Below are 22,437 nucleotides of genomic sequence, written 5' to 3' on the forward strand. Positions count from 1 at the left end.
TTTATAGATTTGAATAAACTTCAATTAAAAGATTTTCAATTTCTTTTGACAAAGGAAAATCTTTTTTTGCTAATTCAAGAGTAGTTTTCGCAGCACTATAACGATTTCTTGCGATCTCTATTTCTGCAATTGCAATATATGCTTCTTTGCTTTTGTTATATTCTAAATATTTATTAAAATTTTTTACTGCTTCAGCAAATTGACCACTTAATTTATAACTAACCCCTATTCCAAAATAACTTTCTTTTATTTCAGGATAATTATTAATTAAATATTTATATTCTTCTATAGATTTATCATAATAACCTAAAAATCTATACATAAGAGCTCTACCAAAAACATTTTTATAATAATTACTTTTATCAGTTAAAAATATCTCTAATGCAGAATTATATTTATTATCTTTAATATAGTTATTTCCTATTTCATAAATAAGTTTAGCGTCATTATAATTGACTAATGATAAGTATTCTTTTGAAATAGTGTAATATTCATCCTTATAGTTATTATCGGTAGAAATTAATTTAGAAAGGACATTTAAATACGCTTTATAAGTTTTTTCTGTTTTATTATTTTCAAATAATTTTTTTGCAATTTCAAAAGCATCAGATACTCTATTAATATCTAAAAATAAATTTATCTTTTTTATAATAAATTTCGTATCATTTGGAAAATCTTCTAAATGTGAATCAAGAAGAAATAATGCACCGTAGTAATCATTTAGTTTTATTAATTTATCAATCTCTGCAAATTCATTTGTAGTAATAGCAGAATTTGTGGAGAAATTTTCAGTAAAACTAAGTGTCGTAAATAATAAAAATATTAAAAATAATAAAAATATTAAAATTCTATTCATTGTCACTCCTTTTTATGTCTAATATTTTAGCTTTAAATTCACCATCAGATACTCTTATTTTAATTATATCATTTTTTTTAAAATTTTGCATAGTTTTTACAACATTTTCATCTTTGTAAACAATAGAGTATCCTTTTTCTAATATAGATAGAGGATTAACTTTCTTTAAGACATCAATTTTGTTTAATAAAGTTTTTTTGTCAAATTTAAATTTATTATCTATAAGAACATTTAAATTGTTATATTTATTGGATAAAACCTCTTTTTTTATTTGGATTAATTTATTAATATTATTTAAAGTATAATTATTTTTAGAGCTAATTAATTTTTCTTTTTTAGAATTAATTTTATTATCTATAATTTTATTTAATATATTATATTTATTATTTAAAATTTCATAAAAATATTTTTTTTCGGGAAGGATTATTTCGATAGCTTGAGTAGGAGTAGAAGCTCTTTTATCTGCAATTAAATCTGTAAGTAATAAATCAGATTCATGTCCAACAGCAGAAATAGTGACTTTTTTACAATAATAAAAAGCTTTAACTGTGATTTCTTGATTAAAAGCCCATAAATCTTCTATACTTCCACCACCTCTACCAGCTATAATAACATCAATAAAATCAAGATTAGAAAGAGTATCAATGCCTTTTGCAATCTCTACATCTGCACCGGTTCCCTGAACTTTAGCAGGATATAAATAAATATTAGCATTTTTAAATCTTTTTTTTGTAGTATTAATAATATCATGTATAGCGGCACCATGTTCAGAAGTAACGACTCCTATATTAAGAGGTAAAAAAGGTAATGATTTTTTTCTTTCGGTGTCAAACCAACCTTTTTCACGGTATTTTTTTTTTAATCTTTCAAGTTTTTCAAAAAGCGATCCTAATTTATCTTGTTTTTCAATAAAACTAACTAAAATTTGAATTTGTCCAGTTTTTTCATAAAAATTTACACGACCAAATAATTTTATCAAATCTCCATTTTTTAAATCATTAGATATTTTTTTATAACGATAATTAAATGCAGTACAATTTATTGAAGAGTTTTCATCTTTAAGTGTAAAATATAAATGACCACTTTTGTAATATTTAATATTTGAAATTTCACCTTTAATAAAAAGATCATAGAAATTTATTTCATTATCAATAAAATCTTTAATTTTTAAATTAATTTCATTTACACTATATATTTTTTCAGACATAGTAATCACGCTACAATTCCAATAATAATTTTTTTAAATTTAACATTATATCTCTTTTTTCAATTGCTTTTTCAAAGTCAAGTTCTTTTGATAAAATTTTTATCTCTTTTTCAAGTTTTGCTATTTCTTTCTCTATATCTTTTTTAGATTTAAAGACCTGTTTTATTTTTATAGTTTCTTTTAAATCAAGTCCATAGTCAAAATTGAGAACTTCTTCAGAAATAGTTCTAATTACAGATTTTGGATTAATATTATATTTTTTATTATATGCTATTTGTTTTTTCTTACGTCTTTCTACTTCTTTTATTGCGTCATTCATAGATTTTGTCATAATATCTGCATAAAGTATAACTTTACCATTTATATTTCTAGCAGCTCTTCCCATTGTCTGTATAAGAGAACGTTTACTACGTAAAAAACCTTCTTTGTCTGCCTCTAATATAGCTACAAGAGAAACTTCAGGAATATCTAAACCTTCTCTAAGAAGATTTATACCAATTAATACATCAAAACTACCTTTTCGAAGTTCTCTAATGATTTCGATTCTTTCAAGAGTGTCTATATCAGAATGCATATATTTCACTTTTATTCCATATTCTAAATAATATTCAGTAAGTTGTTCAGCCATTTTTTTTGTAAGAGTAGTAATAAGAATTCTTTCTTTTTTTTCTTCTCTTATACGGATTTCTTCCATAAGGTCGTCAATTTGGTTTTGAGTTTTTCTTATTTCTATTTCAGGTTCTATTAATCCAGTTGGTCTAACAAGTTGTTCTACAACACAACTACTTGCTCCAAGTTCATAATCTCCAGGAGTAGCAGAAACATATATTAATTGATTAGCTTTTTTTAAAAATTCTTCAAATTTTAAAGGTCTATTATCAAGAGCTGAAGGAAGTCTAAATCCATTTTCAACTAATGTAGTTTTTCTACTTTTATCACCATTATACATTCCTCTAATTTGTGGAATTCCAATATGAGATTCATCTACAAATATAAGAAAATCTTTTGGAAAATAATCTAAAAGAGTAAAAGGTGTCTCACCAGGTTTTTTATTTGTAAGATATCGGCTATAATTTTCTATTCCTTTACAATATCCAATTTCTTTTAACATTTCCAAATCATAGTTTGTTCTTTGTTTTATTCGTTGAGCTTCTAAAAGCATATTTTTTGATTCAAAAAATTTTACTTGTTCTTTTAAATCTTTTTCAATAGAAGAAATAATATTATTAAAATTACTTTCTTCTGCAAGATAATGTGTAGCAGGAAGCAAAGAAAATCTTTCGATATTTTTTCTTGTCGTTTGACCAGTAAGAGTATTAATTTCTGAAATTTCTTCTAAGTCATCTCCAAAAAATTCAAGTCTATATCCAGTATCCATATAACTAGGAAATATATCAATAATATCACCTTTAACTCTAAATTTTCCTCTTTCAAAATCATAATCATTTCTTTCATAACGTAATTTTATTAATTTTGATATAATTTGATTACGTGAAGCTCCGACTTTTCGATCAAGAGAAAGCGTCATTTTTTTGTAAGTATCTGGAGAACCTAAACCATAAATAGCAGAGACAGATGCAACGATAATTACATCTTTTCTAGTCATAAGAGCAGCTGTAGCGGCGTGGCGTAACTTATCGATTTCTTCATTTATGGAACTATCTTTTTCAATATATGTATCAGTAGTTGGGACATATGCTTCAGGCTGATAATAGTCATAGTATGATACAAAATATTCAACAGCATTATAAGGGAAAAATTTTTTATATTCAGAATAAAGTTGTGCTGCTAAAGTTTTATTTGGTGCGATAATTAGAGTAGGTTTACTTGTTTCATTTATTACATTTGCTATCGTAAAAGTTTTACCAGAACCAGTAACACCAAGTAAAACTTGATGTTTATGTCCAAATTCTATATTTTCTTTTAATTTTTTTATTGCTTCAGGTTGATCACCAGATTTTTTAAAATTAGACACTAATTTAAACATATTTATCACCTATTTTTTTAAATTTAAAAAATGCCGAATTATTTCGGCATTTTAATTGTAACATGTTTAATTGAATTCTAAAATTATTTTTTTAAATATTTTTTCATTTTTTATAAATAAATTTGACAAAATAGGATCAAATTGAGAGCCACTATATTTTTTTATTTCCTTAAGAGCAATTTCATGAGAAAGAGCTTTCCTATAAGGTCTAGCAGTAGTCATAGCATCATAACAATCTGCAATTGCAATAATTCTAGCTTCAAGAGGAGTATGATATCCTTTTAATCCTTCAGGATATCCTTTACCATCCCATCTTTCATGATGATATTTAATTATTTCAGCAATTTTATCCATTCCTTCTATATCTTTAATTATTTCAAAACCAAATTCGGGATGTTTTTTAATTTCTTCATATTCTTCATTTGATAATTTACCTGGTTTTAAAAGAACAGAATCTCTAATACCGATTTTTCCAACATCATGTAAAAAAGCAGCCATTTCAATAGTTTCTACATGATTTTTAGGTAAATTAAGTATTAGTGCTATTTCTTTTGAAAGTTTTGCTACTCGAGAAGTATGTCCTTTTGTATATTTATCTTTAGCTTCAATTGCTTTTATTAAGGCTTTAACAATATTATAGTAATGATTTTTACTATTTTCTAATAAAAAATAATTTTTACAAACAACAGCAAATTGACTTAAAATAATATTTAATAATTCCAATTCTTTCGGCGAAAGAATTTTTTGACGAAATAATAGCACTTTACCAATTATATCATTTTTATTTATAATAGGCAAAAGTAAAGCTTTCTCTTTTTCAAAATTAATTGGCGTATAATAATTTTCTTCATTAAATTTATTTAAAAAATTTAATTTATAATGATTAGATAAAATCGCTTCATTTTTACTATTAAATACTTTTTTTCTATAATAATACTTTTCTTTTATTATAAAAAGAGTATCTACATTAAAACTATTTTTAATAAATTTTTCTAATTGTAGTATGATGTTTTCTATATCAAGATTTAATCTAAGAATTTTCGTAAATTCGTAAAGAAGCTTATAATCATTATTTTCATTATTTTTTAAATAGTTTTTAATTAAGTCAAGATTGAAATCATTATAAAAATCATGAGTTATTATTGATTTTGCGCCATTTTTTAAATACCAGTTAGCATCTTCAAACTCTTTATTATTATAAAGAGCTAAAAAAGGTATATTGTATTTATTTAAAATAGAAACAACTTTTTTAGAATTATTCCCAATTTTAATAATACTAAAAACAAAATCTTTAAAAGTATTAAGTTTTTCTAATAATTCTTCAATAGTTTTAACAAATGCAAGTTCAAAATTTAAAGGGGAGTTGATTGATAAATTTTCGTCACTAAAAATAAGAATTTTCAAAGCATTGCCTCCTAGTAATAATAAGTTTTGACCTCAGTACTGTATTCTCCCTTTTTATCAAATATGTATAGAGGTTCAAGTACTTTAAAATCCCCTTTTTTTCCCTTTATAGATTTCAAAATAAACAAATCAGAATTTTTATTATTTTGTTTTGTGTATACAAACCTTATTTCTTTTGGATATAATTTGTAATTTTCTAACTTAGTAATAACTTCATAAAACCTGTTAGTTCGATATATTAAGTAAAAACTACCATTTAATGTAAGATGTTCTCTAACAGATTGAAGTAAATTATCTAAAGTCAATTTTATCTCATGACGTGAAATAGCTTTTATTATATTACTACTAATATTACTAGTTTCACATTTCATATATGGTGGATTAGTAATAATTATATCATATTTTTTATTTTTTTTAAATTCTTTTATATCTATATTATAAATATTAATTAAATTTTCTAATGAATTATATTCTATACTTCTTTTAGCCATATTAGCTATTTCATCTTGAATTTCAATTGCATCAATGTATTCAATATTTTTGTTATTTGAAATAAGAAGAGGTATAATAGCTGTTCCAGTACCAATATCTAATATTTTAGAGGGTTTATCTATTTTTATATTATTGGCTAATAAAACAGCATCAACACCAAATCTAAATCCTTTTTTCTTTTGAATAATTTTTTTATTTACTTTTTGTAAAGTATCAAGTGTTTCATCATTTTCTATAAAAGACATATTATTCCTCTTCTAATTTTTTTAATAAATCTTTATCAATTTTTTCATCTGATTCATAATGGTTGTTTTTTAATGAGTTAGCTTCTTCTAAATCAAATCTAATTTCACGCAAAGAAAATTTATTTATTCCTTTTTCAGGAATTTCAATATACATATAGTCATTTAAAGGGTTAACAGTAGTCACCTTACCAGAACCTAGAGGCGTTTCAACAATTTGATTAACAGCAGGATATTTTTTTAATTCATCTACATATTGTGAATATTCATATTTTATACAACATAATAATCTCCCACATGCCCCTGATATTTTAGATGGATTTATAACTAATCCTTGTTCTCTTGCCATTTTAATAGATACAGAGTCAAATTTATTAATAAATTTTCTACAGCAAAGTTCAACACCACAAAGACCAACACTACCAAGGATTCTAGCTTCATCTCTTACACCAATTTGACGAAGTTCTATTCTTAATTTAAATATAGCTGCTAAATCCTTGACTAATTTTCTAAAATCAATTCTTCCTTCAGCAGTAAAATAAAAAATCAATTTACTTTTGTCATAAGTATATTCTGAAGTGACTAACTTCATTGGTAATTCATGTTCAAAAATTTTCTTTTTACATATATCAAAAGCGGAATCAGCTTCTTTACGAAGTTCTAAAAAATAATCATATTCTTCTTTTGAAGCTTTTTTTATAACAGGTTTTAAAGGTAAAACAAGCTCTTTTTCATCCTTTATAGAAGCTTCTGCATAAACAGTACCTAATTCTTGACCTCTTGCAGTATCGACTATAACATGATCCCCTTTTTTATAAGTTGTTTTATCTTCTTTTTTTATTTCGAAAAAATATCTTTTTTTAGTAACATTAAAAATTACTCCAAGTACATTGTATTCCAAAAAAAATTCCTCCTAACTAAATAATGTTATTTTCTTTAAAGCTATAATAACAATTTTTACCAATAATAATGTGATCTAATAAAATTATTTCTAATTTATATAATAAATCTTTAAGAAAAAGTGTTAAATCAATATCTGATTTTGAAGGTGAGACATCACCAGAAGGGTGATTATGAACAAAAATAACAGATTTTGCTTCATGAAAAAGGATTTTTTTTACTAATTCTCGAGGATAAATAATACTTTTATCAAGAGTACCTTCAAATAAAATCTCATCAGAAATAAACTGATTTTTAGTATCTAAATAAATAATTTTAAAATTTTCTTTTTCAAGATAAGAAAGTTCTAAATATAAAAAATCTAAAATATCCTTTAAAGAAGTAAATTTTATTTTAGAATACATTTTATCCTTTAAAGAAAGTTTTACTAAAGAATTTAATAATTTTATTAAAATAAAACTATTTTCTTTAAAACCTTTTATTTGAAAAAGTTCTTCTTTTGATGCATTTAAAATTGAATTTAAATTATCAAATTTTTTTAAAAGTTCTTTTGCAATAGGTTTAGTATCTTTTCTAGGAATTGAAAATGTTAAAAGTAATTCAATGATTTCATAATCTAAAAAAGAATCTATATCATTATTTAAAAATTTTAATTTTAATCTTTGTCTATGTCCTTCATTGCCCACTTTAATCACCTATTTATAATTATAACTAGATTTATTTTTTTTGTCAATTAAATAAAAAATAGAAAAGAATAAAATTTTTTAAAAAAATAAAAAAGCTAAAGCATTTAGCTTTAGCTTAATATATTAATTCCAATCAGGTTCTACGTGACCGTAATCACCATCATCTCTCTTATAAACTATATTTAATTCATCAGTTTCATGATTTAAGAATAAATAAAAAGATGTTTCAAGAGCTTCCATTTGTAATATAGCTTCTTCAACACTCATTGGTTTAGTTGTAGAAACTTTTGTAGAGATTATTTTTTTTAATTCTCCGTTTATATTTATTTTTTCTTCTTCTTCAGTAAAAATTCGATTTGCTTTTTTTAAAGTAAATTTCTCGCTATGTTTGTGTTTATTATCTCTTAATTTTTCTTTATATTTAGTTATTTGATTTTCTAAAATATCAATAACCTCATCTATTGAAGCATAGAGATTTTTGTCAGCTGCTTCAGCTTTTAACTTTGTACCATTTGCAAATATTAAAACATCTGCAATATGTTTTTCCCCTTCTGATTTAGTGTTTTCCACTGATAATGTGATATCTACTTCGATAATATTATCAAAGTATTTTTTTAGTTTTCCAACTTTTTTTTCTGCATAGTCTCTAATTGCTTCTGTGATTTCAAGGTGTTTTCCACTTATGATAATTCTCATAAGTCCCACTTCCTTTCTTTGTGTAGTATTTTTTAGTTTATTATTATGTAAATATATCATTTAATTGAGATATAAAATAATGTTATACTTATATATACTTATGATTTGAAAAAATCCTTTTTTATTTTTCATTTTTTTTTAAAAATTTTTTCATTTTTATTTTCACTAAATCATTTTCTTGGTAATATTCAACTTCATCCATCAAGGTATGAATTAAAAAGATTCCTCTTCCAGACTCTGAAAGTGTATTTATATTTAAAGAATCATTTAAATGTTTCCCTTTATTTAAAATATTTTCATCAATTATTTCCCCTTCGAAAGATATATCTAGTAGAATAGAATTATTTTCTAAAAAAACATTAATATTAATGCCAGGTTTTTCTATAAGTTTTTTTTGACCATGTTTTATAACATTTGTTAAAGCTTCTCCTAAAGCTAATTCAATATAAGAATGAAATTCTTCAAAAAAATCGTATTTTTTTGAGATTTTTTTAATTTCTTCTCTACAATATTTTATGTCTTTGTATTCAGAATTTATAAAAAATGATTTTAAAAGCATAAATCCTCCTTTACTTTAAAACTAAAGCTCCTTTTTTTAAATGATACCTTTTTTGAGAAACATTTGCAAGCTCTGAACTATGAGTTACAACAATAATTGTTTGATTAAATTCAGTATTAATTTTTTTAAATAAAGAGTTAATATGCTCACTTGTTTCTTCATCAAGATTTCCAGTAGGTTCATCAGCAAGAAGTACTTTTGGATTATTAATAAGAGCTCTTGCTACAGCAACTCGTTGTTTTTCACCACCAGAAAGCATAGAGGGTTTATGATTTAATCTATCTTTTAATTCTAATATTTCTAATAATTCGCTAGCTCTTTTTTTTATGCTGTTAATATTTTTTAAATTTTTATTTTGGACAAAACAAGGCAAAGTAACATTTTCAAGAGCAGTAAATTCAGGTAAAAGATAGTGAAATTGGAAAACAAAACCAAGATATTTATTACGTGTAATATTTTTTTCTTGCTCATTAAGCTCATTGATATTTATACCATCATAGTATAAAGCGCCGCTATTAACTGCATCTAAAAGGCCTAAAATATTTAAAAGTGTTGTTTTTCCAGAACCGGATTTTCCTAAAATACTTATAAATTCACCAGATTTTATTTCTAAATTTAGATTATTAAGTATATGAAGTTTATTTTTATTTTCAAAATAATATTTATGTATATTTTCAAGTTTAAGAATGTGATTATTCATATTTTAAAGCCTCCACAGGGTTTAAATTACCAGCCTTTAAAGCAGGGAAAAAACTAGAAAGAATAATAATTATAAAAGCTGATATAACAATAATTGATATCTCAAAAAAACTTATGTCAACTGGAATACTAGTTAGATAATAAATAGCTGTTAATTTTTCAAATAAAAAATTTTCTATTAAATATAATATAAAAGCTGAAAAAATTAATCCTAAAAATATTCCTATTCCACCTAAAAATATTCCTTCTAATAAAAAAGTATTAATAATAGTTTTTTTAGAATATCCTATAGAACGTAATATACCAATATCTTTTGTTTTTTCTCTAACCATCATATTTAAAATAACACCTATTACAAATCCTGCAACTATAATTATTAATGATACAAGTACAATCATTACAGTTTTTTCTAAAGATATAGATTTTAGTAAAGTACTATTTAATTCACCCCAAGTACGTGAACGGTAATTAATTTTATTTTTTATAATATCATTTATTTTATAAGCATCATAAGGATTTTTTAAACGAACATCTATATTTTTTACAACTTCTCCACTATCTGAAATTATTTGAGCTGTTTTTAAAGGAATAATTACCAAAGTAGTATCATGTTCTAAATATCCAGTCTGAAAAACACCAACAATAGTAAGATAGATTTTTTTATTCTCGGCAGAAATAAGTTGAACTTTATCTCCAACTTTAGCACCTAATTGGTCAAAAAGTTCTTTTCCTAATAAAATAGAAGTTAATTTAGAAAAATTAATATTGCCTGCTACAATTTTTTCTTTGAAATTCATATCATTAATTAATTTATCTTCTGATATCCCTTCTACTTTTATACCAAGCATTGCATTTATGAAATTATTTTGATATTTCAATATTCCTTGAGTTGAAAATTGTGGTACAATACCAGAAATTCCATTTATATTTGATAAATTTTCTTCAATTTTTTTATAATCTTCAATATTATATCCACCATTATCAATAAGAATATGTGGCGAAATAGATAAAATTCCGTTTATCATATTTTTATCTAATCCGTTACCAATTGCAATAGATACAATAAGAACAATTATACCAATAGCTATGCCTAAGATTGCTAAAAAACTTTGTTTTTTTCTTTCAAGAAGATGTTTTTTAGCTATAAAAAATTCTATTGTCATGAATCCTCCTAAATTTTAATAAAATTATGAAAAAAATAATGTTTTATTATATTATATACTTTATTGTATCATAAATAAAGATATTCTTAAAAATTATTTATAAAAAATGTCCTGTAAAAAACAGGACATTAAAATTATTTTCTTCTCATATGAGGAAAGAATATGACATCTCTTATTGAAGGAGAATTAGTAAGTAACATTACTAATCTGTCTATTCCAATTCCTAAACCACCTGTAGGCGGCATTCCATATTCTAGTGCTTCAACAAAATCAAAATCAATTTCAGAATTTGCTTCATCATTACCAAGCTCAGCTTCTTTTAATTGTGCTTCAAATCTTTGTTTTTGATCAATAGCGTCGTTTAATTCGGAAAATGCGTTAGCATATTCTCTTGCATCAATAAATAATTCAAATCTATCTGTAAATCTAGGATCTTTTTCATTTCTTTTTGCAAGAGGTGATATTTCTACAGGATGTCCATATATAAATGTAGGTTGTATAATATGTTCTTCACATTTTTGTTCAAAAAATTCATTTATAATATGCCCTACTGTATACATATGATCAGCTATTTCAACATCATTATCTTTTGCTAGTTGTTTAGCTTCTTCTAAAGTCATCTCTTTCCAAAAATCAACATCTGTTATTTCTTTTATTATATCTACCATATGAACTCTTTTAAAATTTTCTAAAATAATATCTTTATTATTATAATTAATATTTGTAGTTCCTAATACTTCTTTTGCAACTGTAGTGATTATTTCTTCTGTTATATCCATCATATCATGAAAATCAGCATATGCTTGATATAACTCTATCATTGTAAATTCAGGATTATGTCTAGTAGAAATTCCTTCATTTCTAAAGTTTCTATTTAATTCAAAAACTCTTTCAAATCCACCAACAATTAATCTTTTTAGATATAATTCTGGAGCGATTCTTAAATATAATTCCATATCCAAAGCATTATGATGAGTAATAAAAGGTCTAGCTGAAGCTCCACCAACAATTGGATGCATCATAGGAGTTTCTACTTCTAAAAAGCCTTTTGATTTTAACAAACTTCTAATAGAATTAATAATTTGAGTTCTCTTAATAAAAGTATCTTTTACTTCTTTATTCATTATAAGATCTAAATATCTTTGTCTGTATCTAGTTTCAATATCTGTTAAACCATGAAATTTTTCAGGTAATGGTCTCATGTTTTTAGAAAGCAATTTAAATTCTTTAATTTTTAGTGTTAGTTCACCAGTTTTAGTTTTAAATAAAAATCCATAAACACCTATGAAATCTCCGATACCCATTTTTTTAATAATCTCATAATTTTCTTCACCAACAATATCTTTTCTTATATATATTTGTATTTTTCCAGTATAATCTTCTATATGTGCAAAAACATTTTTTCCCATTCTTCTAAAAGACATTATTCTTCCTGCAGTTTGATAAAAAACTTCTTCATTTTCATCATTTTTTAAAATTTCACCAATCAAATCTTTTTTATTATATTTTTCTCCATATGGATTTACTCCCATTTTTTTTAATTCATTGATTTTTTCGATTTTATCATTAATAATTTGATCAATGTGTTTTTCAGTATTTTGACTCATATTTTTCTCCTTCTATATTAATAATTATATTTTTTGTAATCTAATTTTATATATATTTGATTTTGTAGCCCAGATTGTTTTAGGGTATTTATTTATTATATCATTAAAAATCTTTAAACTATTTTCTTTGTCATTTAATTTGTAATAAATAAGACCGATATTATAATAAATATCAATATCTTTTAAAGAAATCAATTTTTTTAAATATTTATTATAAGTACTCAGTGCTTCAGTATATTTATATTTTAAATTATAAATAGAAATTAAATCAATAGCTGCCTGTTTTTTAAGCTTGTCATCATTTGATTGGCTAAGGACTCTTTTTAAATATATTTCAGCAAGTTCAAAACGTTCTTTTAAAATATTTTCTTTTGCATATTGGTAATACTCGCTATATCTAGTTTTATTTTTTTTGTCGTCTTCAATTAATTTTAATTTGTTTTTTTCATCTTCAGATAATAATTTAAATAAACTTGAATAATCTTTATTAGCTAAAAGCAAATTTTTGGCAGCTAAATAATTATTAAATTTAGAGTAAAAAAAAGCAGCTTTTTCATAATTTTTATTTTTTTCATAATAATTGGCTAAAATATTAGCTATATTTATATCAAAATTTTCAAAAAAATATTTTTCAAGATTTTCTAAACCTAAATTATGGTATTTTACATCATTAAAATATGTAATAAAAAGTTCTTTTTTATATCGATTATCATATTTCACTAATTTTTTTAAAACTTGTATTTTTAATTCAGTTTTATTAAAAAAATCATAAAATAGATAATTTATTTTTAACAAATCTACATATTCATTTTCTAGACCAATAAAATTAGAATTCAATTTATTTAAATAATTCAAACCTGTTTTAAAATCATTATCAATTTTACTTAATTCAATAGCTTTTTTGTAACTAAAATTAATATATTTAGAATTAGGAAAATTTAATTCAAGTAAATTTATACCATATTTTAATAATTTTAAATTTTTAGAATTGAAACTCTCAGTTATTATATCATAAATTTGTTTTTCGTCAAATTGATTAATGCTTTTTATTTCAAAGAAATTTATTTCTTTTTCACCATTATTATGTTCAAAAGTTACCTCAAAATTACCAATTGTATCTGGGATAAAAGTAGCACTATATCCACTATCAATCAATTTACCTTTTGAATATGTTGGTTTTCCGGAAATATACCATTTTCCTTTTGTTTGAGAAATAAGAGTAATAGGAGTATTAACAAAATTTACTCCAGATATTTCTATTTTTGAATAAGAAATTGATGAAAATAAAAGCATAATAAATAGTAATTGCCTTTTCATAAAACTCCTTTCTAAAATTAAGAGAGCAAATTAAATTTGCTCTCTTATAATTCTTTTATGTGAATTGTAATATTATTTACTAATTCTGAATCATCATATATAGAATACACTAATTTTATATCTTTTTCAAGTGTTTCAATTTTTTTTGTTGAAATTTTAAATATTTTATTTATATATGAGCTCGAATAACTAAATTGAGTATGTTTATTAAGCTCTAAAATAAGTTTACTATTTATTTTACCCTTTCTAAATATTTTTATACTATCATTTTTTAAAAATATTTTATTTACACCAAATTCATCATTATAAGTATATTTTATAATACCATTATTAATAGTTTTAGTACCATTGAAAATATTTTCTGTTTTTTCGTTAAAACTATCAAATGTAGAAATTTTTAATTTTATATTCATTATTAAAATTCCTCTTCATAAAATTCATCATAGTCATCAAAATCATCTTCGATATAAAGTTCGTTATTATCAATTAAATCTTCATCTTCTAAAGATTCGTAATCATCATCCCAAAACTCTATTTCAGCAGCAGTACCATAATATTCAGATTCCCACTCTTCTAATAGTTCATCAGATTCTTCTTCATCATCGATCAAAACAATGATTTCTTCAAGGTCATCATAATAAAAAATATATTTTTTTTCTTCAAATATATTTTGTGCAACTAAATATTCTTTGCCATGCATTATCATATCACCAATTACTTCAAACTCTATATCATCATCATCAATTTCATAAATAAATCTCTCTCCGATAGAATACATTTTTAACACCTCACTTATGATATTTAATATTATTAGTTATAGAAAACCATCTATATAATTGCTCTAAAAAAAGTAAACGCATTAATTGATGCGGGAATGTCATTTTGGAAAAACTAAGTCTATAATTTGAAATAGACCTAATACTGTCATTAACACCATATGAACCGCCAATGATGAAATTGATTCTACTTACTCCATTAACAGTAAGTCCTTCAATTTTTTTTGACATTTTTTCCGATGAAATATGCTCTCCAGAAACATCTAATAAAACTGTGTAACCTTTTAGTTTTTCTAGAATTTTTTGTATATCAACACATTCTTTTTTTATAGAGTCATCTCGATTATTATCATTGCCTCTTTCTTTTAATTCTATAATTTTAAATTTACAAAAGGGTTTTAATCTTTTTGTAAATTCATCAATTCCATTATTTATATATTTTTCTTTTATTTTGCCAACACAAATCAAATTTACTTCTATCATTATATAACACCTACTTTATTTTTTAGAAACAGACGAATTATAACATCTTAGGAAGATATAAGTCAATACTATTTTCGACCAAATTTTTTATCTAATTCCAAAAATGGAATTTTTAAAATAATAGGTCTACCATGCGGGCAAGTAAATTTTCCGTATAAATATAATTTATTAAGAAGTATTGAAATTTCTTCGATTTCTAATTTTTCTCCTGCTTTTATGGCGTTTTTACATGACATGGATATAATAATATTTTCTCTGATATCTGTTTCTTTTTTGGACATCATCTCCTTTATAATATTAAAAAAAGTTTCTTTAACACTTTTTCTAAAATTAAATGTAGGAACTGTTCTAATAATAATTTCATTTTCACCAAAATCTTCTATTTCAAATCCAAAATCATTAAAAATATCTAAATTTTGTATAACTTTTTCTTTTTCGATTTCACTAACTTCTATACTGATTGGAGTAAGAAGATTTTGTTTTGATATTTTTTTATTATAATATTTTTCTTTTAATTCTTCATAGAGAATTCTTTCATGAACGATATGTTGGTCATATATTTCTAGAGTTTCATTTCTTTCAACTAAAATATACATATTATTTAATTGTCCAAGTATTTTGATATTTTTTAATCTATTTATTTTATACTCCATAATATTATCATTAACAACTTTTTTTTGTGAAATTTTATTAAAATTTTGAAAGTTATTATTACTTTGTATATTAATATTTTCTACAAAACTATTTTTTTCCTCTTTTATTTTATAAATAGAATCAATTTTTTTAATCTCTTGATAATTTTGTTTATTTAATTCAAAATTATTAAATATTTGAGTAGGAGTAGTAGTAATTTTTTCATTATTAAAATATTTGGTAGGTTTAATATTATTATTTTCAATATTTAAAGAGGGCATAGAATCGCTTTCATTTTCCCATAAAGTTTTCTTTAATTCTGATTTAATATCGTTATAAACAGTATTGTCATTAGAAAATTTAATTATTTTTTTAGAAGGATGAACATTTACGTCAATTTCTTTAGGGTTAATATCAAAATATATTATAGCAAAAGGATATTTTCCTTTCATAAGTTTTGTATAATAAGCATCAATTATAGCAGTTTCAATAATTTTTGATTTTACATATCTTTTATTTATATAAGTAAAAATATAATCTTTTGTACTACGCAAAATATCCATAGTTCCGTAGTAACCATATTTAAACTTTTTTAAATTTTTAAGTATATTAAATGAAAAAAGTTCAGTAATACAATTTTCAAAGCCTTTTCCACTTGTTTTTAAAACGATCTTATTATCCAAAGAAAGTTGAAAAGAAACATTGTAATTAGCAAGAGCTTGTGTTAATACGACATGTTTAATTTTATTGTATTCGGTATTTTTTGTACGTAAAAATTTTAATCTAGCGGGAGTATTAAAAAATAATTCTTTTATTTCTATTTCAGTTCCTTGATTTTTTACAACTTCTTTATCTTTTATAATTTTACCAGCATTAACGTATATTTGATGTCCAGTAATGCTATCAATATTTTTAGAAGCAATAGACATTTTAGAAACAGAAGCAATAGAAGCAAGTGCCTCACCTCTAAATCCATAACTTTTTAAATTATAAATATCTTCTTTTGAAATAATTTTACTTGTAGCATGCCGTTCAATAGATAAAAAAAGATCAGTTTTTGACATACCATTACCATTATCTATTATTTTTACATTTCTTCCTTTGTTTGTAACATTTATTTTAATTGAAGATGAGTTTGCATCCAAGCTATTTTCAATAAGTTCTTTTATCATACTTGCGGGGTTTTCGACTACTTCACCAGCAGCTATTATATTTGAAATAGATTCATCAAGTATTTTTATTTTATTCATTTTAAAACCTCTTTCTTAAATATTAATAAATATATTATAATAGTATATTATACAATTTTTTTAGAATAAATACTACAATAAAAAGGAAAATTAATAGGAATAGAGTAGATAATATTAGTGAGTAAATATTTCTTAAAAATTAATTTTAAATGAATTTTAAGAATGATAGAATAATATTCTAGTGTAATAGCTTAGAATAGTTGACTTTTATATTTTAATACATTATAATTTCAATGTTGATAAAATAACCAATGGAGGCGATTAAATATGAAAAAAATTTATTTGGTATTAGCAGCAATTGTTTTACTTGTTTTTACAGCTTGTAGCAATAACCAAACAAAAGGGAATAATGTAATGCAAAAAGTAGACAATAGTGGTATGGAAGAAATGGTTAATTATCCAGCTTGGGTATTAGATCCATCAATAGAAGATGGAATAGGAGCAGTTGGGAGTGCTAAAATAGGAGCAGCAGGCGTATCATTTGCAAGACAAGAAGCTTTAGCGCAAGCAAGAGATGAATTAGCTAGACAAATAGAAGTAAAAGTAAATAATATGTTTAAATCTTATACTAATGCTATAGGATTGGCTGGTGAAGATGGTGTAGAAAAAATAGCTACAAATGTATCAAAACAAGTAGCAAGTCAAACTCTTAGAGGAACAAAACAAAAAGAATTATGGATATCACCAGATAAAGAATTATTTGTACAAGTAGTATTACCTAATGAAATATTAGTAGATGAAGCTAAAAATGCGTTTAAAAATGAAACTCCTATAGGAAATAGTGATAGAGCTTTATGGCAAGAATTTAAATCAGAAAAAGCTCAAAAACAATTAGATTATGAAATTGAAAAAATGGTAAATAATCAATAAATAATACAATGGGGTGACTAAAATTAAATAAAATTTTATGTCACCTTTTTTTGTAAATGAGAGGATGTTGATAAACATGAAAAAAATAATTATATTATTACTATTTGTATTAACTATTATAGGTTGTACCAATAGTAATATAAATAATTTTGGTCAAGAAAAAAAAATAGTAAAAATAAAAAAAGTTTATCCAGAATGGTTTTATAATCCTAGAATGAATAAATATAGTTATGCAGGAGTAGGAATAGCAAAAGAAAGTGCATATGGTGTATATAGACAAAGACAATTAGCTATAGAAAGAGGAATAGATGAAATAGCTAGACAAATTGGTACGAAAGTAAATACAATAACACAGAGAATAGAAACAAAAAACAATTCTAAATTTAGTATATATAGCATTCAAACTGTAGATGGTAATATTGTACAAGCTATTTTACAAGAAATATGGATAGATAAAAGAACAAAAGAGATGTATGCATGGCTTGTAGTAAAATAAAAATAGGAGTGTGAGATTTTATGAAAAAAAGACACTTTTTTAATCTTTTTTTATTAGTTCTTTTTTCTACTTCAAATGTGTATAGTGAAGAAAATTTTGATACATATAAAAAAACACAAGTTGGAGAATATAAAGAATATAAAGAAGATATTTTAAAAGAGTATGAAACTTATAAAAAAGTTTTTGATGAAGAATTAAAAAAATATAAAGAAAATATTTTAAAAAAATGGGAAGATGTTAAGATTAGTGATAAAAAAAATTGGGTATTATATTCAAATGATTATAATATAAGAAAAAGTGCAGATTTTGAAAATAATGAAATAGAAGTTGACATTATTGTAGATGAAAAAACTAAAGATGATGAAATAAAAAAAATATTTATTAAAGAATTTGCTTCTTTTATATTAGAAGATACAGAAACAGCATATAGTAAAGATAAATTATTTCAATCTATTGATAAAAAAATGAAAGAATTAAATTCTAAATATGTTATTTCAAATATAGAAAAAATACCCGTGTTATCAGATATTTTTTTGAATAAAGATTCGAGCAAAGAAGTGAGATATACACAAAATGATGTAAAAGAATTGGTGAATATAAGTAAGGAAAATGTTGAAAAAGGAAAAATCAAAGAAAAAAAATCAAAATTAAAAGGTAAAAAAATAGTGTCTTTAAATATCAAAATGCCAAGTGATGCATTATTAAAAAAAGCAAAAGCATTTAAAAATTATGTGTTTAGTTATTCAAATAGAGAAGGAATAGATCCAGCACTTGTATATGCTATTATTCATACTGAAAGCAGCTTTAATCCAATGGCGAAATCATATGTACCAGCTTATGGACTTATGCAAATTGTACCTAGAAGAGCAGGAATAGATGCGAGTAAAAAAGTATATGGATACGAAAAAATATTATCACCGTCAGAATTGTATAATTCTAGAAAAAATATAGAACTAGGGACAGCATATATAAATATTCTTTATTATAGATATTTAAAAAATGTAGAAAATAGAGAAAGTAGATATTATTTAACAGTAGCGTCATATAATACAGGTGCAGGAAATGTGGCAAAAGCATTTGTAGGCACTACAAATTTAAATAAAGCAATAAATAAAATAAATAAAATGTCTTCAAAAGAAGTGTATAATACTTTACTTAGAAAATTACCATATGATGAGACAAAAAATTATTTACAAAAAGTTACTAAAAGAACAAATGAATATGAAAAAGCTATAAATAGAGGAGAATTATAATGAAAGACTTTAATAAAGTAATATTATTTTTCATAATAAATATAACTATTTTTGCAAATATTACAGGATATGGAAATAAAATTACATTAGAAGAAGCTAAAAAAGAAGCTCTTGTTAACTTAGCGAATCAAATTTCAGTAAAAGTAGATAGTGAGTTTTATAAAGAAGTGAATGTAGATGAAAAAAATAATTATAGTGAAAAAAAATCAAATAAAATAAAATTAACCACAATAAAAGAATTTTTGGGAGTAGAATTTATAATAAATAAATTAAAATCAGGATATGAAGTATATGCAGTATTAGATAAAGAAGATATACCTTTATATCTTAATGAAATAGACAAACTAAATGAAAAAATAAGTTATAAATTAAATATTAAAGAAGAAAATTTGTTAAAAGAAAAAGAAAAATATAAAGAAGTGATTAGTTTGCTTGAAAAAATAGAAGATTATAGATACATCTTAAATGGACTTGGATATAGTAAAAATATAAAAATGATAGTTTCTGTAACTAAGATAGAAAATAATCTTGAAGAAATAGAAAAAAAACTAAATGAAAAAAAATATTTATATATAGATATAAGGAAAAGTTTTAAAAATATTTTATATAATGATTATTTAATAAAAGATTTAAATAGAAAACTGGAATATTTTGCAAACAATAATAATATAATGATAACTACAAATAAAACAAAAGGAAATATTATAGTAAAAATAAATATAGATAATAATATTACAGAAAAAACAAAACCATTTTATTATAATAACAAAAAAATATCAAATGGAATCTATAAAAATAGTCTAACTGTAACAATTGAAATATATGATAAAAGAATAGGTAGTATAATCGGAGAAAAAAATATAAATACAACTTCAAAAAGTGTAATCAGTAAAGATAGTGTAATAAAAAATAATATAAAAAAAATATCAGCTGAAATTAATAAAGAAATAAAAAAAGCTTTACAAACTAATAAAATAGTAATATAATTCTTCTGATAAAGTTAAAGCAGAAAGGGAAATTCTAAATGAAAGAAATAATTGAAATTAAAAGAGACTATGATGTATATAATATTTGTTCACTTTGTTATAACTTAGGAAAAACTCATAAAATTTATACATTAGAAATAGGTAATGAAAATAAAGGAGAAAAAAAGACTAAAAAAATAAAGATATGTAATAGTTGCTTAAAAAAATTAAAATTAGAAATTGATAAAGAATTTTAAAAAAGGTTGTTTTAGGAGTTCTTAAGGTAATATAATATTAATGTAAGAGTCTCTATAAAAATAGGAGGCGAGTATATTGATGTTTTGGGATGTTTTAGGAATTTCTATATTTATAAGTTTTTTAATTGTATTTGTACATGATTTATTACGGACATTTAATACATAAAAAGAGACGTAAAAGTCTCTTTTTTTTATAAAAAACTTTATTTATATTAAAAAATAAGGTATACTTTGTAAGTAATTTTAATTAATTTGGAGGCGGTTAATGTCAGTAACTTATATTGTAGATACTAATGTGATTATAAAAAATCCATATTTTACTGGTGATTTTAAAGAGTGTAAAATCATTCTTCCAATAAATGTACTAGAAGAACTTGATAAAATAAAATCAAGAGAAGGAAATAGTGGATTTAGAGCAAGACAATTTTTTAGATATTTTAAATCTCTAGAACAAAAAGGAAATCTTTTAGAGGGCATAAAAATAGAAAATAATGTTATACTTCAGACTATTCTATACGAAGGAGATATGACAAAATTACCTTCTAGTTTTGATAAAGATTATGTAGATAACAAATTGCTTGCAATTATGCTTGATGAAAGATATAAAAATTGTATACTATTAACTAATGATATTAGTATGAGAGTAAAAGCATCTTCATTAGGTATTAAAAGCGAAGTCTTAGATTTATCAGATAAACATAAATTAGATGATTTGTATAATGGAGTAATAGAAAAAAAAGTAGATATAGATATTGTAAAAAAATTTTATCAAAATGGTGGAATTACTCTAAATGAGCTTGAAATTAAAGAAATGTATCCAAATCAATTTTTTTACGGATATACTGATTATGACTATAATAAAATAATAGGGTATTATGATAGTAATAAAAATTTAATAAGAAAATTGCATTATGAAAACTATTCGCCATATGGAATAAGTGCAAAAGATATTAGACAAAAATTTGCTTTTGAAGCATTGCTTAATCCTAAAATCAATTTTATAACAATTACATCAAAACAAGGTTGTGGAAAGACATTTTTAGCAGTTGCAGCGGCTATGCATCATGTAATTGAATCTGGACAATATGAAAAAATTGTAATAGGGAAAAATACTTCTCCTATTGATAAATGGAGTTATCAAGGATTTACTACTGGAGATACTGAAGAAAAATTGTTAACGCATTTTGGAAATTATATAACTACTTTTGAAAATATACAGGCTGCTAGAAATAAAAAAAATAAAAATGGAATTGATATACTAAATGCATTAAAAAATCAAAATAAATTAGAGGTGTTGGATATATCATCGGTACTTGGAAGCAGTTTTTTAAATAAAATAGTTATTATAGATGAAGCACAATCATTTGATATACATGCTATGAGATCAATAATTACTAGAATAGGAGAGAATTCAAAACTTATTCTTATAGGAGATATAGCACAACAAACAATTTCTAGGCTTGATCCAGATAAATCAGGTCTTTATGCAGCAGTTGAGTGGTTAAAAGAATTGCCAGAAACAGCACATATTACATTGAATAAAGTGCATAGAAGTGAGTTTGTAGAGAAAGCAAGTAAAATATTTGATGAAAATATATTTGGATAGAGTAAAGAAAGATCTTTACTCTTTTTTAATTTA

The 22,437-nt window shown here is 23.3% G+C and carries 23 protein-coding genes; 6 read left to right on the forward strand and 17 right to left on the reverse strand.

Annotation, left to right across the window (positions count from 1 at the left end; genetic code table 11):
* Window position 1: 1 nt before the first annotated feature.
* The 17 genes from EV215_RS02975 to mutL all read right to left on the reverse strand — a co-directional run bounded on the left by EV215_RS02975 (window position 2) and on the right by mutL (window position 16,957).
* Window positions 2–856, reverse strand: a complete 855-nt coding sequence (locus EV215_RS02975; protein ID WP_134112504.1) for a tetratricopeptide repeat protein — start codon at window positions 854–856, stop codon at window positions 2–4.
* Window positions 849–2,063 (reverse strand): exodeoxyribonuclease VII large subunit, encoded by a 1,215-nt coding sequence (gene xseA / locus EV215_RS02980; RefSeq protein ID WP_134112505.1) that lies wholly within the window; start codon window positions 2,061–2,063, stop codon window positions 849–851. Before xseA ends, EV215_RS02975 begins: the two co-directional genes overlap by 8 nt.
* 10 nt (window positions 2,064–2,073) lie before the next feature.
* Complete coding sequence (gene uvrB / locus EV215_RS02985; RefSeq protein WP_134112506.1) at window positions 2,074–4,050, reverse strand: excinuclease ABC subunit UvrB; 1,977 nt, start codon at window positions 4,048–4,050, stop codon at window positions 2,074–2,076.
* A gap of 66 nt (window positions 4,051–4,116) precedes the next feature.
* Window positions 4,117–5,454 carry an HD-GYP domain-containing protein gene (locus EV215_RS02990; RefSeq protein WP_134112507.1) on the reverse strand — a complete coding sequence of 446 codons (1,338 nt, stop codon included), beginning with the start codon at window positions 5,452–5,454 and terminating at the stop codon, window positions 4,117–4,119.
* A gap of 11 nt (window positions 5,455–5,465) precedes the next feature.
* Window positions 5,466–6,191 (reverse strand): tRNA1(Val) (adenine(37)-N6)-methyltransferase, encoded by a 726-nt coding sequence (locus tag EV215_RS02995; protein WP_134112508.1) that lies wholly within the window; start codon window positions 6,189–6,191, stop codon window positions 5,466–5,468.
* Window position 6,192: 1 nt separating this feature from the next.
* The gene (locus EV215_RS03000) at window positions 6,193–7,089 is read right to left on the reverse strand and encodes a PSP1 domain-containing protein (RefSeq protein WP_134112509.1); all 897 of its coding nucleotides are present in this window, start codon (window positions 7,087–7,089) and stop codon (window positions 6,193–6,195) included.
* Between the two features lie 16 nt (window positions 7,090–7,105).
* The gene (gene radC / locus EV215_RS03005; RefSeq protein ID WP_166667329.1) at window positions 7,106–7,774 is read right to left on the reverse strand and encodes a RadC family protein; all 669 of its coding nucleotides are present in this window, start codon (window positions 7,772–7,774) and stop codon (window positions 7,106–7,108) included.
* 123 nt (window positions 7,775–7,897) lie between these two features.
* A complete protein-coding gene (gene hpf, locus EV215_RS03010; RefSeq protein WP_134112511.1) occupies window positions 7,898–8,470 on the reverse strand; it encodes a ribosome hibernation-promoting factor, HPF/YfiA family in 573 nt (190 codons plus the stop codon).
* Between the two features lie 121 nt (window positions 8,471–8,591).
* Window positions 8,592–9,029 carry an ATP-binding protein gene (locus EV215_RS03015; RefSeq protein WP_134112512.1) on the reverse strand — a complete coding sequence of 146 codons (438 nt, stop codon included), beginning with the start codon at window positions 9,027–9,029 and terminating at the stop codon, window positions 8,592–8,594.
* A gap of 10 nt (window positions 9,030–9,039) precedes the next feature.
* Entirely contained in the window at window positions 9,040–9,729 is a 690-nt protein-coding gene (locus tag EV215_RS03020) for an ABC transporter ATP-binding protein (protein ID WP_134112513.1), read from the reverse strand.
* Window positions 9,722–10,891 carry an ABC transporter permease gene (locus tag EV215_RS03025; RefSeq protein ID WP_134112514.1) on the reverse strand — a complete coding sequence of 390 codons (1,170 nt, stop codon included), beginning with the start codon at window positions 10,889–10,891 and terminating at the stop codon, window positions 9,722–9,724. The genes EV215_RS03020 and EV215_RS03025 overlap by 8 nt, the downstream gene beginning before the upstream one ends.
* Window positions 10,892–11,025: 134 nt before the next feature.
* The gene (lysS, locus tag EV215_RS03030; RefSeq protein WP_134112515.1) at window positions 11,026–12,498 is read right to left on the reverse strand and encodes a lysine--tRNA ligase; all 1,473 of its coding nucleotides are present in this window, start codon (window positions 12,496–12,498) and stop codon (window positions 11,026–11,028) included.
* Between the two features lie 24 nt (window positions 12,499–12,522).
* Window positions 12,523–13,815 (reverse strand): tetratricopeptide repeat protein, encoded by a 1,293-nt coding sequence (locus EV215_RS03035; protein ID WP_134112516.1) that lies wholly within the window; start codon window positions 13,813–13,815, stop codon window positions 12,523–12,525.
* Between the two features lie 44 nt (window positions 13,816–13,859).
* Window positions 13,860–14,228 (reverse strand): YwiB family protein, encoded by a 369-nt coding sequence (locus EV215_RS03040; protein ID WP_134112517.1) that lies wholly within the window; start codon window positions 14,226–14,228, stop codon window positions 13,860–13,862.
* A 2-nt stretch (window positions 14,229–14,230) separates the two neighbouring features.
* The gene (locus EV215_RS03045) at window positions 14,231–14,593 is read right to left on the reverse strand and encodes a hypothetical protein (RefSeq protein WP_134112518.1); all 363 of its coding nucleotides are present in this window, start codon (window positions 14,591–14,593) and stop codon (window positions 14,231–14,233) included.
* Window positions 14,594–14,603: 10 nt separating this feature from the next.
* Window positions 14,604–15,071, reverse strand: a complete 468-nt coding sequence (locus tag EV215_RS03050; RefSeq protein ID WP_134112629.1) for a 23S rRNA (pseudouridine(1915)-N(3))-methyltransferase RlmH — start codon at window positions 15,069–15,071, stop codon at window positions 14,604–14,606.
* Between the two features lie 71 nt (window positions 15,072–15,142).
* Window positions 15,143–16,957, reverse strand: coding sequence for a DNA mismatch repair endonuclease MutL (gene mutL / locus EV215_RS03055; RefSeq protein WP_134112519.1), 1,815 nt, complete (start codon window positions 16,955–16,957; stop codon window positions 15,143–15,145).
* A gap of 267 nt (window positions 16,958–17,224) precedes the next feature.
* On the opposite strand from mutL, the gene EV215_RS03060 reads away from it, so the two are divergent.
* The 6 genes from EV215_RS03060 (at window position 17,225) to EV215_RS03085 (ending at window position 22,404) form a co-directional block, all read left to right on the forward strand.
* Window positions 17,225–17,827, forward strand: a complete 603-nt coding sequence (locus tag EV215_RS03060; RefSeq protein ID WP_134112520.1) for an LPP20 family lipoprotein — start codon at window positions 17,225–17,227, stop codon at window positions 17,825–17,827.
* Between the two features lie 76 nt (window positions 17,828–17,903).
* Window positions 17,904–18,323 (forward strand): hypothetical protein, encoded by a 420-nt coding sequence (locus EV215_RS03065; RefSeq protein ID WP_134112521.1) that lies wholly within the window; start codon window positions 17,904–17,906, stop codon window positions 18,321–18,323.
* Window positions 18,324–18,343: 20 nt separating this feature from the next.
* Window positions 18,344–19,576, forward strand: a complete 1,233-nt coding sequence (locus tag EV215_RS03070; RefSeq protein ID WP_134112522.1) for a transglycosylase SLT domain-containing protein — start codon at window positions 18,344–18,346, stop codon at window positions 19,574–19,576.
* A complete protein-coding gene (locus EV215_RS03075) occupies window positions 19,576–20,562 on the forward strand; it encodes an LPP20 family lipoprotein (protein WP_134112523.1) in 987 nt (328 codons plus the stop codon). The genes EV215_RS03070 and EV215_RS03075 overlap by 1 nt, the downstream gene beginning before the upstream one ends.
* Window positions 20,563–20,600: 38 nt before the next feature.
* Window positions 20,601–20,798, forward strand: coding sequence for a hypothetical protein (locus EV215_RS03080; RefSeq protein WP_134112524.1), 198 nt, complete (start codon window positions 20,601–20,603; stop codon window positions 20,796–20,798).
* Between the two features lie 265 nt (window positions 20,799–21,063).
* Window positions 21,064–22,404, forward strand: coding sequence for a PhoH family protein (locus EV215_RS03085; protein WP_134112525.1), 1,341 nt, complete (start codon window positions 21,064–21,066; stop codon window positions 22,402–22,404).
* The last annotated feature ends 33 nt before the right edge of the window (window positions 22,405–22,437 follow it).

The sequence above is a fragment of the Hypnocyclicus thermotrophus genome, from assembly GCF_004365575.1.
GTDB lineage: Bacteria > Fusobacteriota > Fusobacteriia > Fusobacteriales > Fusobacteriaceae > Hypnocyclicus > Hypnocyclicus thermotrophus.

What these genes read in the sequence shown, in the direction of transcription:
- EV215_RS02975 (WP_134112504.1), bottom strand. Translation starts at nt 856, where the DNA reads ATGAATAGAATTTTAATATTTTTATTATTTTTAATATTTTTATTATTT.
- xseA (WP_134112505.1), bottom strand. Translation starts at nt 2,063, where the DNA reads ATGTCTGAAAAAATATATAGTGTAAATGAAATTAATTTAAAAATTAAA.
- uvrB (WP_134112506.1), bottom strand. Translation starts at nt 4,050, where the DNA reads ATGTTTAAATTAGTGTCTAATTTTAAAAAATCTGGTGATCAACCTGAA.
- EV215_RS02995 (WP_134112508.1), bottom strand. Translation starts at nt 6,191, where the DNA reads ATGTCTTTTATAGAAAATGATGAAACACTTGATACTTTACAAAAAGTA.
- hpf (WP_134112511.1), bottom strand. Translation starts at nt 8,470, where the DNA reads ATGAGAATTATCATAAGTGGAAAACACCTTGAAATCACAGAAGCAATT.
- EV215_RS03015 (WP_134112512.1), bottom strand. Translation starts at nt 9,029, where the DNA reads ATGCTTTTAAAATCATTTTTTATAAATTCTGAATACAAAGACATAAAA.
- EV215_RS03020 (WP_134112513.1), bottom strand. Translation starts at nt 9,729, where the DNA reads ATGAATAATCACATTCTTAAACTTGAAAATATACATAAATATTATTTT.
- EV215_RS03025 (WP_134112514.1), bottom strand. Translation starts at nt 10,891, where the DNA reads ATGACAATAGAATTTTTTATAGCTAAAAAACATCTTCTTGAAAGAAAA.
- lysS (WP_134112515.1), bottom strand. Translation starts at nt 12,498, where the DNA reads ATGAGTCAAAATACTGAAAAACACATTGATCAAATTATTAATGATAAA.
- EV215_RS03035 (WP_134112516.1), bottom strand. Translation starts at nt 13,815, where the DNA reads ATGAAAAGGCAATTACTATTTATTATGCTTTTATTTTCATCAATTTCT.
- EV215_RS03040 (WP_134112517.1), bottom strand. Translation starts at nt 14,228, where the DNA reads ATGAATATAAAATTAAAAATTTCTACATTTGATAGTTTTAACGAAAAA.
- EV215_RS03045 (WP_134112518.1), bottom strand. Translation starts at nt 14,593, where the DNA reads ATGTATTCTATCGGAGAGAGATTTATTTATGAAATTGATGATGATGAT.
- mutL (WP_134112519.1), bottom strand. Translation starts at nt 16,957, where the DNA reads ATGAATAAAATAAAAATACTTGATGAATCTATTTCAAATATAATAGCT.
- EV215_RS03060 (WP_134112520.1), top strand. Translation starts at nt 17,225, where the DNA reads ATGAAAAAAATTTATTTGGTATTAGCAGCAATTGTTTTACTTGTTTTT.
- EV215_RS03065 (WP_134112521.1), top strand. Translation starts at nt 17,904, where the DNA reads ATGAAAAAAATAATTATATTATTACTATTTGTATTAACTATTATAGGT.
- EV215_RS03070 (WP_134112522.1), top strand. Translation starts at nt 18,344, where the DNA reads ATGAAAAAAAGACACTTTTTTAATCTTTTTTTATTAGTTCTTTTTTCT.
- EV215_RS03075 (WP_134112523.1), top strand. Translation starts at nt 19,576, where the DNA reads ATGAAAGACTTTAATAAAGTAATATTATTTTTCATAATAAATATAACT.
- EV215_RS03080 (WP_134112524.1), top strand. Translation starts at nt 20,601, where the DNA reads ATGAAAGAAATAATTGAAATTAAAAGAGACTATGATGTATATAATATT.
- EV215_RS03085 (WP_134112525.1), top strand. Translation starts at nt 21,064, where the DNA reads ATGTCAGTAACTTATATTGTAGATACTAATGTGATTATAAAAAATCCA.